The 16,863-nt window shown below is 63.8% G+C and carries 11 protein-coding genes; 9 read left to right on the top strand and 2 right to left on the bottom strand.

Annotation, left to right across the window (positions count from 1 at the left end; translation table 11 throughout):
- Positions 1–11: 11 nt before the first annotated feature.
- Complete coding sequence (locus AC1D08_RS20275; RefSeq protein ID WP_477423828.1) at positions 12–935, bottom strand: LysR family transcriptional regulator; 924 nt, start codon at positions 933–935, stop codon at positions 12–14.
- Positions 936–1,060: 125 nt separating this feature from the next.
- Here AC1D08_RS20275 and AC1D08_RS20270 point away from each other — a divergent pair, with 125 nt between their 5' ends.
- The 9 genes from AC1D08_RS20270 to AC1D08_RS20230 all read left to right on the top strand — a co-directional run bounded on the left by AC1D08_RS20270 (position 1,061) and on the right by AC1D08_RS20230 (position 15,281).
- Positions 1,061–1,972, top strand: a complete 912-nt coding sequence (locus AC1D08_RS20270) for an alpha/beta fold hydrolase (protein ID WP_457152388.1) — start codon at positions 1,061–1,063, stop codon at positions 1,970–1,972.
- A gap of 258 nt (positions 1,973–2,230) precedes the next feature.
- A complete protein-coding gene (locus AC1D08_RS20265; RefSeq protein WP_457152387.1) occupies positions 2,231–3,694 on the top strand; it encodes a phospholipase D-like domain-containing protein in 1,464 nt (487 codons plus the stop codon).
- 110 nt (positions 3,695–3,804) lie between these two features.
- Positions 3,805–4,605, top strand: a complete 801-nt coding sequence (locus AC1D08_RS20260) for an endonuclease/exonuclease/phosphatase family protein (RefSeq protein WP_095084468.1) — start codon at positions 3,805–3,807, stop codon at positions 4,603–4,605.
- 112 nt (positions 4,606–4,717) lie between these two features.
- Entirely contained in the window at positions 4,718–5,137 is a 420-nt protein-coding gene (locus AC1D08_RS20255) for a hypothetical protein (RefSeq protein WP_477423816.1), read from the top strand.
- Between the two features lie 303 nt (positions 5,138–5,440).
- Entirely contained in the window at positions 5,441–6,814 is a 1,374-nt protein-coding gene (locus AC1D08_RS20250; RefSeq protein ID WP_477228072.1) for an efflux RND transporter periplasmic adaptor subunit, read from the top strand.
- Entirely contained in the window at positions 6,811–9,927 is a 3,117-nt protein-coding gene (locus AC1D08_RS20245) for an MdtB/MuxB family multidrug efflux RND transporter permease subunit (RefSeq protein WP_477423814.1), read from the top strand. The genes AC1D08_RS20250 and AC1D08_RS20245 overlap by 4 nt, the downstream gene beginning before the upstream one ends.
- Positions 9,924–13,208 (top strand): efflux RND transporter permease subunit, encoded by a 3,285-nt coding sequence (locus AC1D08_RS20240; RefSeq protein ID WP_457153111.1) that lies wholly within the window; start codon positions 9,924–9,926, stop codon positions 13,206–13,208. Before AC1D08_RS20245 ends, AC1D08_RS20240 begins: the two co-directional genes overlap by 4 nt.
- Positions 13,209–13,389: 181 nt before the next feature.
- Complete coding sequence (locus AC1D08_RS20235) at positions 13,390–14,265, top strand: hypothetical protein (RefSeq protein ID WP_457155040.1); 876 nt, start codon at positions 13,390–13,392, stop codon at positions 14,263–14,265.
- Positions 14,266–14,414: 149 nt separating this feature from the next.
- Positions 14,415–15,281 carry a hypothetical protein gene (locus tag AC1D08_RS20230; protein ID WP_457155039.1) on the top strand — a complete coding sequence of 289 codons (867 nt, stop codon included), beginning with the start codon at positions 14,415–14,417 and terminating at the stop codon, positions 15,279–15,281.
- Between the two features lie 50 nt (positions 15,282–15,331).
- On the opposite strand, the gene amaB is transcribed toward AC1D08_RS20230, so the two are convergent.
- The gene (gene amaB, locus AC1D08_RS20225; RefSeq protein WP_477228068.1) at positions 15,332–16,846 is read right to left on the bottom strand and encodes an L-piperidine-6-carboxylate dehydrogenase; all 1,515 of its coding nucleotides are present in this window, start codon (positions 16,844–16,846) and stop codon (positions 15,332–15,334) included.
- Between the last annotated feature and the right edge of the window lie 17 nt (positions 16,847–16,863).

Genomic DNA, 16,863 nt, shown 5'->3' with positions numbered 1-16,863 from the left:
GGAGCGGATAATCATTTGTCCGTCGGGCGGCAATCAGGCACATCCCAGTAGGGCGGATCACCGATTACCGTGATCAGACATTCCGCGAACGCCTTGAGCTTGGCCGATGGCGGCGGCCCTTCAGGATACGCGATATAGATGAATTCGCCTTCGGCCTCGACGCCGATATCGACGATCTTGAGCTCACCGGTTCTGATTGCTCCTCCGGCAATGAAAGTCGGCAGCAAGGCTATTCCTAGACCCGCGATCGCAGCCTCACGCATGACGTCACCATTGTTGACGAGCAACCCGATCCGACCCCGGACAATCGCAGCGCCGTCGGGGCTGGGAAAGCGCCAATCGGCGACGCCGCGATGGGTGTAGAAAATGCCCCGATGGCTGGCCAGGTCAGCCATTGACGTAGGCGCACCGTTCCGGGCGATATACTCCGGCGACGCGACGAGAAGGCGTCGGCTCGCCGCGAGGCGCCATGCTATCAGCCGCGAATCCTGGATCGCACCGTGTCGCACAACCGCATCGTAACCATCGGCAGCGGCATCGGCGCGCCGATCATCGAGATCGAGCGTCAGTTCGATCCCTGGATGGCGCGCCAGGAAAGGGTAAAGCGCCGGCCCGAGATGCATGCGTCCAAATGCGACCGGCGCCGAGATACGCAGCGGCCCGACCAGTTCGCCGCGTCGTTCCGCCATGTCGGCGCCGGCGTCCTCCACTTCCCTGACGATGCGCCGCGCTCGTGCGAGGAAAGCTATCCCATCCTCCGTCAGGGTAAGTCTGCGCGTCGTACGATGCAGCAAGGTCGTGCCCAGGCTTCTTTCGAGCTCGGCCAAACGCTCGCTCACCACCGATTTGGACAATCGTTGACGCCGGGCGGCTTCGCTGATCGAACCGGCTTCCGCTACGGTGACAAACGTGCCGATGCCTTCAAGCTTCATGATTGTCCGCATTTTCCGAATTCGAGTTCCCGAATTATATGGCTAATCAGAACGAAAGTCCTGCGCCATACTCAAGCAAGGTACAGATGATGGTCACGAGACTGGGACCAATTGGCGGAGATTAAGAGATGTTCAGGTTCCTGCTTGGCCTGTTTGGCATGCTTGTGATTTCATTGCCTGCCGCAGCGCAGGTTCAATCGTTGCCCACTGGCTTCCAGACGCAGGATATCAAGGCGGGTGATGTGACGCTGCATGTCCGTGTGGGCGGACAGGGCTCCCCGGTGGTTTTGATACATGGTTTCGGTGACACCGGTGATATGTGGGGGCCGCTGGCCACCGAACTGTCCCGCGATCACCGGATCGTCATTCCGGATCTGCGGGGTATGGGTCTGTCGTCCCATCCAGTCGATGGCTACGACAAACGGACACAGGCGGCCGACATCCGCGCAATTCTGACCGCGCTTGATATCGACCATGCCATCATTGTCGGGCACGATATTGGCACGATGGTCGCCTACGCCTATGCGGCACGTTATCCGGACAAGACCGAAAAGCTGGTGGTGATGGACGCGCCGGTTCCCGGCATTCCGCCCTGGGATGAGGTCGTGCGCAGCCCGGCGCTGTGGCATTTCGACTTTGGCGGGCCGGATGCAGAGCGGCTGGTGGCGGGACGTGAACGCATCTACCTTGATCGTTTCTGGAACGAATTCGCGGGCGATCCGTCCAAGATCAACGAAGCAACGCGTGAGCACTATACCAAGTTCTACGCCCTTCCGGGAGCGATGCGCTCGGCCTTCGCGCAGTTCCGCTCTATCCGGCAGGACGTCGAAGACAACAAGGTATCCATGATGACGAAACTCACCATGCCGGTGCTGGCGATCGGCGGCGAAAAATCCTTTGGAGCAACCGAGGCGGTCGTCATGCGCAATGCCGCGACGGACGTGACCGAAGTCGTGGTCCCCCATTCGGGACATTGGCTCATGGAAGAGCAGCCGGAGGCCACGATCGCAGCCGTGAGGACTTTTCTCGACCGGAAGTGAGGCGCACAAGTCTTCGCCCAGCGAGTTCCTTGGCTTGATCCTCAATCGTATCGCCCTGACTGACAGAAAGATTCCGAAGCCGGTAAAAGCAGATGGAGGTGCAAGCCTGCTGCTCCGTACCGAGATAATTCAGATAATGCCTCGGCTGCGCCGCTCGCAACGGTTGCAGACACTTACCCGGTAACGCCGATCCGTGGATTCGCCCCGCACGCCGGGGCCGCATTGCCTTCCGCAACCGCTCGCTGGATAGTCCCAGCAATGTTCGAGACTCTGGCGACTCACTGGCCCCAAATCCTTGCGATCATCTCGGTGGTGATGGCGACCGTCGGCATCATCCACGTCGTCATGACCAAGGAAGATGTCCGCGCAGCCACCGGCTGGGTCGGCGTGATGGTGCTGTCGCCTATCATAGGCGTGCTGATCTATGCCGTCGCCGGTATCAACCGCATCCGTCGCGCCTCGATCAGCGCCCAGCGCCCACTTACCGGCGGCGCGGTGTCCGCCAAGCATGAGCGCGACGTTGCGGCCGAAGAGGCCCTGATCGTCGAGCGATACGGGCAGCGGTTCACCGGTCTGCGGACACTGGGCGACAGGGTGGCGCGGCGCGCGCTCCACCCTGGAAACGCAATCGATGTGCTGGAGACAGGCGACGAGGCCTATGCCGCCATGTGCGCGGCGATTGACGGCGCCGAGCGCAGCATCCTGCTCGAGACCTATATTTTCGACAATGATGCCGTCGGCATGCTCTTCGTCGAGGCGCTCGCCGGCGCCGTCCGGCGCGGCGTCACGGTCCGCGTGCTGATCGATGCCGTCGGCGCCCGCTATTCCGTGCCGAGTATCCTGGGGCATCTGCGCAGCGCCGACATCACCGCCGATGTCTTCAACGGCAACATCGTCATGGGCCTGCGCCTGCCCTACGCCAATCTCAGGACCCACAGGAAGATCCTGATCATCGACGGTAAGGTCGCCTTCACCGGCGGCATGAACATCCGCAAGGGCTTCTCGGCCGAGTTCGCCGGTTCCAACTGCGCCAGGGACACGCATTTCCGGGTCACTGGTCCGGTCGTCGCCGATCTCTTCTCGGTCGCCGCCGAGGATTGGCGCTTCGCCACCGACGAACCGTTGAAGGGCGATGCCTGGCGAATTGGGCCGCTGTCGCCGGCGCCCGGCCTGCCCATGCTGGTGCGGGCGGTCGCATCCGGCCCGGACGCCAGCATCGAAACCAACCACAAGCTGCTGATCGGCGCGTTCTCCGTCGCCCGCAAATCGATCCGCCTGATGTCGCCCTATTTCCTGCCGGACCGTGAACTGATCAGCGCCTTGACCACCGCTGCAAGGCGCGGCGTCGAAATCGACATCGTGGTGCCGGCGGTGAACAATCTTTTCCTTGTCGACCGCGCTATGACGGCGCAGTTCGATCAGCTGCTGAAGAACTATTGCCGCATCTGGCGCACGGAGGGACCGTTCGACCATTCGAAGCTGCTTTCGATCGACGGCGTGTGGGCGTATGTCGGCTCTTCCAACCTTGACGCCCGGTCGCTGCGGTTGAATTTCGAGATCGACCTCGAGGTCCTCGACGCCGGCTTTGCCAGCGAGATCGAGGCGCGGATCGGATCGGCGCTCGCCACCGCAGTGCCGGTGACGCTCGACGCCTTGCGGGCCCGACCCTTCCTTATCAGGCTGTTCGACCGGGTATTGTGGCTCGGTTCGCCCTATCTCTAGCCAAGGTTGGCGCGTGTGACGCCAGCCTGTCATGGAATATATGCCGACGGCGCCTATTTTGACTGTAGCCCGGTTCCGAATTGAAGCCAGCGAGGACGAGCAGCACGGATATGCACAGAACTGGACGCAGCCTTCCGGCAAGCATGCTTCTATCCATTCGCGACCGCAGGATGCGGAAGGCAAACGCCGGTGCGCCCAAGCGGACAGGCACAACCGGAACGCTAGTTGCCTCCTACAACGTCCACAAATGCATCGGCCTCGACAGGAAGTTCGATCCCGAGCGGACCAGCCGCGTCATCCGCGAAATCGATCCTGACGTGATTGCACTGCAGGAAGCCGACAACCGCTTCGGCGACCGTGACGGGCTTCTCGACCTGTCTCGCCTGGAACATGAAACCGGCCTGGTGCCGGTGCCGATTGCGGCCAATGGCAAGGGGCATGGCTGGCATGGCAATGTCCTGCTGTTCAAGAAGGGCGTCGTCCGCGACGTGCATCAGATCAGGCTGCCGGGGCTGGAGCCACGCGGCGCCGTGGTGGCGGAGATTGATCTTGACGGAAACCGGACCCTGCGCGTCATCGCCGCCCATCTCGGTTTGCTGCGCCGGTCCCGCTCGCAGCAGGCCCGTGTCGTGCTGGATATCATGAACAGCCCCGATGCCACGCCGACGCTCCTGCTCGGCGATCTCAACGAATGGCGGCTCGGCAACCGCTCCGCGCTGAATACGCTGCATGTCACCTTTGGCCCGCTGCCGCCGGCAGTGCCCACCTTCCCGTCGAACCTGCCGCTGCTGGCGCTCGACCGCATCATGGCCAACCGGCACGGCATGATCTCGGCCGTGGAGGCGCATGACACGCCGCTTTCGCGGGTGGCGTCCGACCACCTGCCGCTGACGGCATTTGTGCGCCTGTAAGGCAAATTGTCCCGCCGATGACGCCCAACCTGGCGTCCACGGCTATGAAAAGCGATATTGGAACGCTAAGTCTTCCGGCGAGTTCATAAGATTGAACCTAGGAGGACAAGATATGAAAAACCTATTCCTGGCTTCGGTGATGGCATTGGCCGCAACGGCCGCCGTCATTGCGCCAACGCAAGCCGCAAGCTTGATTATCCAGTCCGACGACAATCAGTACTCATCGGACGATCAGCCCGACAACGGTGGCCAGATCATCATCCGCCGCCATCATGACCGGCATTACGATGACAACCAATATGGTGACGATCAGAACGACGGCGCGCAGTTTGGCGACTATCAAGGTGGTGACTATCGCCGCCACCACCGGCGCGACTACGACAACCAGTATGGTGACGACAGCGTAGAGTTCGGTGATTACCAGGGCGGCGAATATCGCCGCTACCACCGGCATCACCGCTGTCATATCGAACTGGTCAGGACCTGGCGTCACCACCGCAGGGTGATCGAGGAAGTCCGCGTCTGCAGCTGATCTCGCCCGGAACAACCGGTCGGCACAAGCAGGCCGGTTTCTTTTTGCCTCGTCAACCGATGATCAGTTGACGAAATAAGGCTGCCATTCGAGGTCGGTGATGTGCGACGGCATCGAACTCGCCTTCGACGGCGGCCCGCTGATGCGCATGTATCCGGCGCGCCGGCCGTCAGGACACGACCGCGGAAACAGCAGAAACCGAGGCGAAAGACCGGCCGGCATGGCCGGTCAAACCTGTCCAACTGTTAATTCGACTTGGGTCGGTTTCGGCCATATTGGTTGATGGGGGTGAGAGATGCCGCCATGGACCAGCAGTTGGAAATACCCCTGCAGACGCCCCTGCAAACGAATGTCGCGCAACGCCGTTCGCGTGGCTGGATCCCGTGGCTGATCTTTATTGCAATTGTCGCCGCCACCGGCACCTATCTCTACCAACGCCCGCATGTCGAGGCCAGGCAGCCCGGTGGTAGAAGAAACGCGCAACCGATGTCGATCGGCGCCGCCACCATCGAGAAGGGCAAGATAGACGTCACCCTCAACGCGCTTGGCACGGTGACCTCGCTCTCCACCGTCACGGTCAAGCCGCAGGTCATCGGCCCGCTTGTCCAGGTGAACTTCAAGGAGGGTCAGGACGTCGCCAAGGGCGATCTGTTGGCTGAGGTCGATCCCCGTCCCTACCAGGCAGCACTCGCCCAGGCCCAGGGCCAGCTGGCGCGCGACCAAGCGATGCTGAAGGACGCCCAGCTCGACCTTGCACGCGACCAGACATTGGTGACCCAAGGCGCGGCGACGCATCAGACGCTCGACGCGCAGGTCGCCCTGGTTGCGCAGGACGCCGGCTCCATCCAGGTCGACCAGGCCTTGGTTCAGACCGCGACCCTCAATCTCGACAATTGCCGCATCCTGGCGCCGGTCGACGGCCGCGCCGGCCTTCGCCAGGTGGATGAGGGCAACTACGTGACGCCGGGCGATGCCAACGGCATTGTCGTCATCACAAGGCTGCAGCCGATCAGTGTCCTCTTCACCGTGCCCGAGGACGACTTGCCGGAGATCGCACAGCGCCTGCAGCAGGGCGCCAAGCTGCCCACCACCGCCTTCGACCGCGCCGGCAACAAGAAGCTCGCCGACGGCCAGCTTGAAACCTTCGACAGCCAGATCGACCCGAGCACCGGCACCATCAAGCTGAGGGCGGGTTTTGCCAACGAAACGCGCATTCTCTATCCGAACCAGTTCGTCAACATCGAGCTGCTGGTGGACGAGCACAAGGACGTGGCGATCGCCCCGATCGCCTCGATTCAGCGCGGCCAGCCCGGCACCTTCGTCTATCTGGTCAATCCCGACAGCACCGTCTCGGTGCGCAAGGTCACGCTTGGCGTCACCAATGGCGAGCACGTCGAGATCCTGGCGGGCCTGACCCCCGGCGACCGCATCGTCGTCGACGGCGCCGACAAGCTTCGCGACGGAGCCCATATCAACCTGCAACAGGACGGCCAGACACAGGCTCCGGCACAGACAGCCCCGCAGGCCTCGGCGCCTGCACCGGCAGGGACAGCGCCTCAACCGCAGGCGCAGCCACCCGATCAGCCGGTGTCCGCGACGCTGAAGCCGGACGACACCGGCAGGCACAAGGGCCAGGGCCGCAAGCATCGCCATGCGGAGTCCGGGCAGCAGCAATGAGCCCGTCGCGAGCCTTCATTCTGCGGCCGGTGGCGACATCGCTGTTCATGGTCGCCATCATGCTGTCAGGCCTGCTGGCTTACCGCTATTTGCCGGTCTCGGCGCTGCCCGAGGTCGACTATCCGACCATCCAGGTGCAGACCTTCTATCCGGGAGCAAGCCCGGACGTCATGACATCCTCGGTCACCGCCCCACTGGAGGTCCAGCTCGGGCAGATTGCCAACCTGAACCAGATGAATTCGGTCAGTTCGGCCGGCTCCTCGGTCATCACGCTGCAGTTCAGCCTGGCGATCTCGCTCGATGTCGCCGAGCAGGAGGTGCAGGCGGCCATCAACGCCGCCGGCAATCTGCTGCCGGCCGATCTGCCGGCGCCGCCGATCTACGCCAAGGTCAATCCGGCCGATGCGCCGGTGCTGACGCTCGGCCTGACATCGGACACGATGCCGCTGCGCGATGTGCAGCAGCTTGCCGACACAAGGCTGGCGCAGAAGATCTCGCAACTGGCGGGCGTCGGCTTGGTCAGCCTCAGCGGCGGCCAGCGCCCGGCCGTGCGCGTCCAGGCCGATCCGCGCAAGCTCGCCGCCTATGGCCTCAATCTCGACGATCTGCGCACCACGCTGGGCAGCGCCAACGTCAACACGCCGAAAGGCAATTTCGACGGGCCGTCGCGGGCCTACACCATCAACGCCAACGACCAGCTGAAAAGCGCCGAGGAATACCGCTCGCTGATCGTCGCCTACAAGGACGGCGCCCCGGTGCGGCTGAGCGATGTGGCAACGGTGGTCGACGCCACCGAGAACAACAGGCTGGCGGCCTGGATGAACAGCACGCCGGCCATTATCGTCAACATCCAGCGCCAGCCCGGCGCCAACGTCATCGAGGTGGTCGACCGCATCAAGGCGCTGCTGCCGCAATTGCAGGCCTCGCTGCCAAGCACTGTCGACGTCAAGGTGCTGACCGACCGTACCACCACCATCCGCGCGTCCGTGCGCGACGTCGAATACGAACTCACGCTCGCCGTCATCCTCGTCGTGCTGGTCATTTTCGTCTTCCTGCGCAGCGCCCGTGCGACGCTCATCCCGAGCCTCTCGGTTCCGCTGTCGCTGGTCGGCACGCTGGGGGTGATGTACCTGTTCGGCTTCAGCCTCGACAATCTCTCGCTGATGGCGCTGACCATTGCCACCGGCTTCGTCGTCGACGACGCCATTGTCGTCATCGAAAACATCGCGCGCTATGTCGAGGAGGGTGCGACGCCGCTGCAGGCGGCGCTGAAGGGGTCGCAGCAGATCGGCTTCACCATCATATCGCTGACCGTCTCGCTGATCGCCGTGCTGATCCCGCTGCTGTTCATGGGCGATGTCGTCGGCAGGCTGTTCCGCGAATTTTCCATCACGCTCGCCACCACCATCCTGATTTCCGCCGTGGTGTCGCTGACGCTGGTGCCGATGGCCTGCGCCAAGCTGCTCAAGCCGTTGTCGGCGGTGCGCGAGAACGCCCTGCAGCGCGCCAGCCGCGACTTCTTCGACTGGGTGATCAGGGGTTACGGCCGCGCGCTGACCTGGGTGCTCGACCGGCAAACGCTGATGCTTCTGGTGGCGGCGGCCACGCTGGTGTTGACGGCAGCACTCTACGTGGTCATCCCAAAGGGTTTCTTCCCGGTGCAGGATACCGGCGTCATCCAGGCCATCACCGAGGCGCCGCAATCGGTGTCCTATGCCTCGATGGCCGAGCGGCAGCAAGAACTGGCGGCGATCATCCTGAAAGACCCCGATGTCGACAGCCTGTCATCCTTCATCGGCGTCGACGGCACCAACAACACGCTCAATGTCGGCCGCATCCTGATCAACCTCAAGCCGCATGAAAAGCGCACCGCCGACATCACGCAAGTCATAGCAAGGCTGAAGCAGGCGACCGCCGCCACGGCCGGCGTCACCCTCTACATGCAGCCGGTGCAGGACCTGACCATCGACGGCACGGTCAGCCGTACGCAGTATCAATTCGTGCTGCAGGACGCCAATCCAGACGAGCTGACGCTATGGACGCCGAAGCTGCTGGCCAGGTTGAACACGCTGCCTGAGATCGCCGACGTCGCCAGCGACCTGTCGGATGCCGGGCTCGCCGTCTTCGTCGACATCGACCGCGACCAGGCGGCGCGCTTCGGCATCACGCCGGCGACGATCGACAACGCGCTCTACGACGCCTTCGGCCAGCGCATCGTCTCGACCATCTTCACCACATCCAGCCAGTACCGGGTCATTCTCGAAGCAGATCCCTCTTTGCAGGATTCGCTCAACGCGCTGTCCTCCGTCTACCTGCCGTCATCGAGCGGCGGCAGTCCGGTGCCGCTGGCCGTGGTCGCCAGCACTCACGTCGCCACCGCACCGCTGCAAATCTCCCATATGGGGCAATTCCCCGCCACCACAGTGTCGTTCAACCTGGCACCCGGCGTGTCGCTTGGCGAAGCGGTCACCGCGATCCAGCAGGCGCAAAGCGACATCGGCATGCCACTCAGCGTCATCACCAATTTCCAGGGAGCGGCGCGCGCATTCCAGGCTTCGCTCGACAACACGTTGTTCCTGATCCTGGCGGCGGTGATCACCGTCTACATCGTGCTCGGCGTGCTCTATGAGAGCTTCATCCACCCGATCACCATCTTGTCGACACTGCCTTCGGCCGGCATCGGCGCGCTGCTGGCGTTGATGATCGCCGGCGAGGACCTGACCATCATCTCGATCATCGGCATCATCCTCTTGATCGGCGTCGTCAAGAAGAACGCCATCATGATGATCGACTTCGCGCTCGACGCACAGCGCAACGAAGGCAAGGCGCCCCGCGAAGCCATCTACCAGGCCTGCCTGCTGCGTTTCCGCCCGATCCTGATGACGACGCTGGCGGCGATGCTTGGCGCGCTGCCGCTGATGCTCGGCACCGGCGTCGGCTCGGAACTGCGTCATCCGCTGGGCGTCACCATCGTCGGCGGCCTGCTCGTCAGCCAGTTGCTGACGCTGTTCACGACGCCGGTCATCTATCTCTGGTTCGATCGCCTTGCCGCCCGGCTGCGGGGCGTCCAGCCCGACCTTCCGCGCGCCTATGATGCGGACGCCGCGCCATGAACCTGTCGGTTCCCTTCATCCGGCGCCCGGTTGCAACGACCTTGCTGACCTTCGGCCTGCTGGCGGCAGGACTGGTGGCGTTTCCGCAATTGCCGGTGGCGCCGCTGCCCGAGGTCGACTACCCCGTGATCTCGGTGCAGGCATCGCTGCCGGGCGCCAGCCCGCAGGTCGTGGCAAACACGGTCGCCAGCCCGCTCGAACGGCATCTCGGCGAGATCGCCGATGTCAACGAAATGACGTCGTCGAGCAGCGTCGGCAGCGCGCGCGTCACCTTGCAGTTCGGCCTCGACCGCGACATCGACGGCGCCGCGCGCGATGTCCAGGCGGCGATCAACGCGGCGCGCGCCGACCTGCCGTCCAGCCTGCATTCCAACCCCACCTATCGCAAGGTCAATCCGGCCGACGCACCGATCCTCATTCTCACCCTCACCTCCGACACTTTGTCCAAGGGGCAGCTCTACGATGCCGCCAGCACCGTGCTGGCGCAGAAACTCTCGCAGGTCGACGGTGTTGGCGAGGTGTCGGTGGGCGGCAGTTCGCTGCCGGCGGTGCGCGTCGAGCTCAATCCGCAGGCGCTCTATGATTACGGCATCGGGCTGGAGGATGTGCGCGCGGCCCTCGCCTCGGCCAACGCCCACAGCCCCAAGGGTGCCATCGACGTCGGCCCGCAGCGCTATCAGATCTACGCCAACGACCAGGCCAACCATGCGGACGCCTATCGCTCGCTGGTGGTGGCCTATCGCAACGGCGCCCCGGTGCGGCTTTCAGACGTCGGCCAGGTCAACGATTCCGTCGAGAACATCCGCAATGCCGGTCTTGCCAACGGCAAGCCGGGGGTGTTGATCATCCTCAACCGCTCGCCCAATGCTAACATCATCGCCACGGTCGACCGCGTAAAGGCGCTTATGCCGTCGCTGCGCGCCTCGATCTCGCCGGCCATCGATCTGTCGCTGGCGGTCGACCGCTCGACCACCATCCGCGCTTCGCTGCGGGAAGTCGCGCAGACGCTGATGATCGCCATCGGCCTGGTGATCCTGGTCGTCTTCGCCTTCCTGCGCGACCTGCGTTCGGCACTGGTGCCGATCGTGGCGGTGCCGGTGTCGCTGGTCGGCACGCTGGGCGTCATGTACCTACTCGGCTTCAGCATCGACAATCTGTCGCTGATGGCGCTGACGGTGGCCACCGGCTTCGTCGTCGATGATGCCATTGTCGTGCTCGAGAACATTTCCCGCCACGTCGCTTCGGGCATGGGCCGCATAGAGGCGGCGATCAAGGGGGCGCAGGAAGTCGGCTTCACCGTGCTGTCGATGAGCCTTTCGCTGATTGCCGTCTTCATTCCCATCCTGCTGATGGGCGGCATCATCGGCCGGCTGTTTCGCGAGTTCGCAATCACGCTGTCGGCCGCAATCCTGGTCTCGCTGGCGATTTCGCTGACCACCACCCCGATGATGTGCTCGATCCTGCTGCGCGGCGAAAAGGGTCGCAGCCATGGCCGTCTCTACCGCTTCAGCGAGCGCGTCTTCGACGCCATGCTGAGCGGCTACCGCCGGTCGCTCTCCTGGGCGCTGGACCATCCGCTGCTGATCATGGCTGTGCTCGCGGCGACGCTTTGCCTCAATGCTTATCTCTACATCACCATCCCCAAGGGCTTCTTTCCGCAGCAGGATACCGGCCGGCTTGTCGGCTCGATCCAGGCCGACCAGGCAACCTCCTTCCAGCTGATGTCGCAAAAACTCAGCCAGTTCGCCGGCATCGTCAGCAAGGACCCTGCCGTCGATGCCGCTGTCGGCTTCACCGGCGGCGGCCAGACCAATTCCGGCTCGATGTTCGTGTCGCTGAAGCCGCTGGCCGAACGCAAGGTTTCCGCCGACCAGGTGATCGCCCGGCTGCGGCGCGAACTTGCGGTGGTGCCGGGCGCCACCCTCTTCCTGCAGGCGGTACAGGATATCCGCGTCGGCGGGCGTCAGTCTAACGCGCAGTACCAGTACACGCTGCAAGGCGACAGTTTCGACGACCTCGCGCAATGGGCGCCGAAACTCGCGGCGGCACTGCAGACCGAGCCGAAGCTGACCGACGTCAACAGCGACCAGCAGAACAAGGGCCTGGAGGCGGATATCGTCATCGATCGCGACACCGCGACGCGCCTCGGCATCACCGTCGGCCAGATCGACAACACGCTCTATGATGCCTTCGGCCAGCGCCAGGTTTCCACCATCTATGTGGCGCGCAACCAGTACCACGTCATCATGGAGGTGGCGCCGCAATACTGGCAGAACCCCGAAGCGCTGAAACAGGTCTATGTCAGCACGTCGGGCGGATCAGTGCATGGTTCGCAGGCGAGCAATGCGGTTGCCGGTACATTCGTCGCGCCGGGACAGTCCGGCAGCGCCGCGGCGGCAGCGACGGATGCCGCGCGCAACCAGGCGACCAATTCCATCACCAGCACCGGCAAGACTGCCGCATCGACCGGATCGGCCGTCAGCACCGGTGCCGAGACGATGGTGCCGTTGTCGTCGGTCGCGAGCTATGGCCCCGGCAGCACGCCGCTTTCGGTCAACCACCAGGGCCTGTTCGTCGCCACCACGCTGTCGTTCAATCTTGCGCCGGGCGTCGCGCTCAGCGACGGGGTCGCGGCCATCAACGCGGCGGCGGACCGCATCGGCATGCCGGCCACCATCCACGGCAGTTTCCAGGGCACGGCCCGGGTGTTCCAGGATTCGCTCTCCGACCAGCCGCTGCTCATCCTTGCTGCGCTCATCGCCGTCTATGTCGTGCTCGGCATCCTCTACGAGAGCTACGTCCACCCGCTGACCATTCTCTCCACGCTGCCTTCGGCCGGCGTCGGCGCGCTGCTGGCCCTGTCGGCCTTCGACATCGAATTCAGCATCATGGCGCTGATCGGCGTCATCCTCCTGATCGGCATCGTCAAGAAGAATGCGATCATGATGATCGACTTCGCGCTGGCCGCCGAGCGCAACGAGAACAAGTCGGCGCATGATGCCATCTACCAGGCGTGCCTGCTGCGCTTTCGCCCGATCATGATGACGACCATGGCGGCACTGTTCGGCGCCGTGCCGCTGGCCATCGGCCTTGGCGAAGGCAGCGAACTGCGCCAGCCGCTCGGCATAGCCATCGTCGGCGGCCTGGTGCTGAGCCAGATCCTGACCCTCTACACGACGCCGGTCATCTACATCTATGTCGACCGCTTCGGCCGCTGGTGCCAGAGGCTGCGGTCGCCAAAGTGGCGCCCCTGGCAGCCCGGTGCACAGCCGGGAGAATGAGAAACCGGCCGCCGCAGAGAGTCCCAAGCTCCTCACTGCGATCAACGGCCTGTACCCTGGCCCGCCTCGGCCTGCTCTCCATGCCTGTGGACCGGGATGGAACGTCTGGACACAAGCGGCGAACGCTGAAAATGTGGTTACGTCGTCTGGGTTGCAGTGGCTCGCTCGGAACACAAGGAGGATGGCGCTGAATCTGGAAGACATTGCCGCCCATCCAGCCCTGCATCGCCATGTTCAGGCACAGTCGCTGGCGCTGATCCACATCTATGAAGAGAGCCCACGGCTGGCTTCCATTTTCGCCACGCAGCAGCGTTGGCTGATGGGCCATGTCGGACTTGCCATGCATTTCAGGCGTGACCCGCACGATCGCAGCAAGGAATTGACGGTGTCGCGCTTCATCGAGGTCGTGCACCAGCACGCGGTGGCCAGCCGCAACACCGCTGACGCTTTCATCAAGGAGATGCTGCACTACAACATCGCCGAATATGTGTCGGGCGGCGACGGGCGCACGCACCCCCTGCAGCCGACGGCGGCCACCGTGCAAACGTTTACCGGCTGGGTCCTCGCCCATCTGCAGACGCTGGATCAGCTCGACGGCGGCGATCGCCTGACGAGGTTCCTGCAGCGGCCCGAGACGGTTGCCAGGCTGCAGCCTCTTGTGGCGGACGGCCTGCTTTCCTCCAAGCCGGTGCGCGAACCCAACCAGACCTTTTCCCTGTTCATCTGGCTCAACAATGGCGGTATCGTCATGGACTGGCTGATGTCCGGCATCGATCCCGATCATGCCGGCCTGGACCGCATTCCGACCAGCGTGGTTTCGATCGGCGAGTTCGCCAGATGGCTCAAGCTCTCGCGCACCCATCTTTCCCGCAAGCTCAGCGCGGCCGAGAATCTCGGTAGCATCGGCTGGCTTGGCCTGCGCGGCCATTCGGTGATGTGGGTGTCGAAGACGTTCTTCCAGGAGTACATGACCGTCCAGGCCGCCAAGCTGGCCATTGTGGATGCCGCTTTCAACGCCTGTTTTCCGGCAAGCGAGGGCCGCCGACAATCGCCGTGACATCGGGCTGCCCCGGGAAATCGTAGGTCATGCACCAACCCACGATGCTGTGAACCGGCACCGGCGGACTGCTTCTGGACACAGAAGCGGAAGGCTGAAAATGTGGTTGGGTCTTCGCAGCCGTCAGGCCGAATCGGAGCAGGGGGAGAATGGCGCTGACCTCGGAGCTTATTGCGGGCCACCCGGCATTGTATCGCTGTGTCCGTGCCCAGGCGCAGGCGCTGATCCAGGCCTACGGAATGAGCCCTCGGCTCTCGTCTGTGTTCGCCACCCAGCAGCGTTGGCTGATGGCGCATATCGGCCTCGCCCTGCATTTCAGGCGGAAGCCCGATGACTACCGCAAGCAACTGACGGCGGCACGTTTCATCGACGTGATCCGCCAGAACGCCGTCGCCAGCCGCAACACCGCTGACGCCTTCATCAAAGAGATGCTGCATTACAATTTCGTCGAGCTTCTGCCGACGGCGCATGACGGGCGCATCCGCCCGATACAACCCACAGCAAACACGCTGGAGACGGTCGCCGGCTGGATGATGGCGCATCTGCACACGCTGGACAGCCTCGACGGCGCGAACCGTCTGGCGACGTTCCTCGAACGGCCCGACGCGCTCGCCAGGGTGCAGCCGCTGGTGGCCGACGGCCTGGTCTCCTCCAACCCCGTCCGCGAGCCCAGGCAGACCTTTTCCCTGTTCACCTGGCTCAACAATGGCGGCGTCGTCATGGACTGGCTGATATCGAGCGTCGATCCCGATCATGCCGGCCTCGATCAAATCCCGACCGGCATCGTCTCGATCGGCGATTTCGCCAAATGGCTCAAACTGTCGCGAACCCATCTGGGGCGCAAGCTGCGTGATGCCGAGGACCTCGGCAGCGTCGGCTGGCTCGGCCAACGCGGCAATTCGGTGATGTGGGTGTCGGCCGATTTCTACCGCGAATACATGACCGCCCAGGCCGTGAAGCTGGCCATCATCGATGCCGCCTTCGTCGAGGCCTTCGGCTCGCCGGCAGGCAGATGATCGGGGCTCCATGCATACCCCGTGCGGGGATGCATGGAGCCCCGGAGTCCTCAATCGATGTCGAACGACACGCCCTGGGCCAGCGGCAACGCCTTGGAATAGTTCACCGTGTTGGTGGCGCGGCGCATATAGGCCTTCCACGCATCGGAGCCGCTCTCACGGCCGCCGCCGGTTTCCTTCTCGCCACCGAAGGCGCCGCCGATCTCTGCACCCGACGTGCCAATATTGACGTTGGCGATGCCGCAGTCCGATCCGTCGACGCCGAGGAAGCGCTCGGATTCCTGCAGGTCGCGGGTGAAGATCGACGACGACAGGCCGGCGCCAACCGCGTTGTGCTCGTCGAGCACGGCGTCGAAATCAGAATATTTCATCACATAGAGGATCGGCGCGAAGGTTTCTTCCGTCACCGGCGAAACCTGTTTCGGCATTTCCACCAACGCCGGATGCACATAATAGGCATCCGGATGGCCGTTCTCGACCCGCGTGCCGCCGGTCACCTTGCCGCCATGTGAACCTGCCTCCTTCAGCGCCTTCTGCATGGCGTCGAAAGCAGCCTTGTCGATCAGCGGCCCGACCAGTGAAGGGGTCTCCAGCGGATTGCCAACCGAGACGCTTTCGTAGGCCTTCTTGAGACGTGGAACCAGAGCGTCATAGACGCTGTCATGCACGAACAGGCGCCGCAGCGTCGTGCAGCGCTGTCCCGCCGTGCCCATCGCGCCGAAGGCAATCGCGCGCAGCGCCATGTCGAGATCGGCGGTCGGGCAGACGATGCCGGCATTGTTGCCGCCGAGTTCGAGCACCGCGCGGGCAAAGCGCTTGGCCAGCCGCGGGCCAACGTCGCGGCCCATGCGCGTCGAGCCGGTGGCCGATACCAGCGGCACCTTGGGATGATCGACCAGGATCTCGCCGACGGCGCGGTCACCGATCAGCACCGGCGCCAGGCCCTGCGGCGCGTCGGTGCCGAAACGCTTTACCGCGCGGGCAAAAATCGCTTCGCAGGCGAGCGCCGTTAGCGGTGTCTTCTCCGACGGCTTCCACACCACCGCGTCGCCGCAGACCAGCGCCAGGGCTGCGTTCCACGACCACACCGCGACCGGAAAGTTGAAGGCGGAAATGACGCCGACGACGCCGAGTGGATGCCAGGTTTCCATCATGCGATGGCCCGGGCGCTCGGTGGCGATGGTCAGGCCGTACAACTGCCGGGACAGACCGACGGCGAAATCGCAGATGTCGATCATCTCCTGCACTTCGCCAAGTCCCTCGGACGGGATCTTTCCGACCTCGATCGAGACCAGCCGGCCAAGCTCGGCCTTGTGCGTGCGCAGCTCCTCGCCGAGCAGCCGCACCAGCTCGCCGCGCCGTGGGCCCGGCACCATCCGCCACGCCTGGAACGCCTTGTGCGCGGCATCGATGGTCTTGGCCGCGTCGGCCGGCGAGATCGTCTTCAGCGCCGCGATCTGCTCACCCGTCACCGGGCTGCGCACGATCAGGTCGCCGCCGACAAGCGCGTCATTGGCCACACCCAGTTTCGCCAGCAGCTCGGCCGTTTCCTTCGCTATGGTCATTTTTTTCCCTTTCATAT

The organism is Mesorhizobium sp. P2_E6 (genome assembly GCF_056403835.1).
This window is presented reverse-complemented; position numbering and strand designations above follow the sequence as displayed.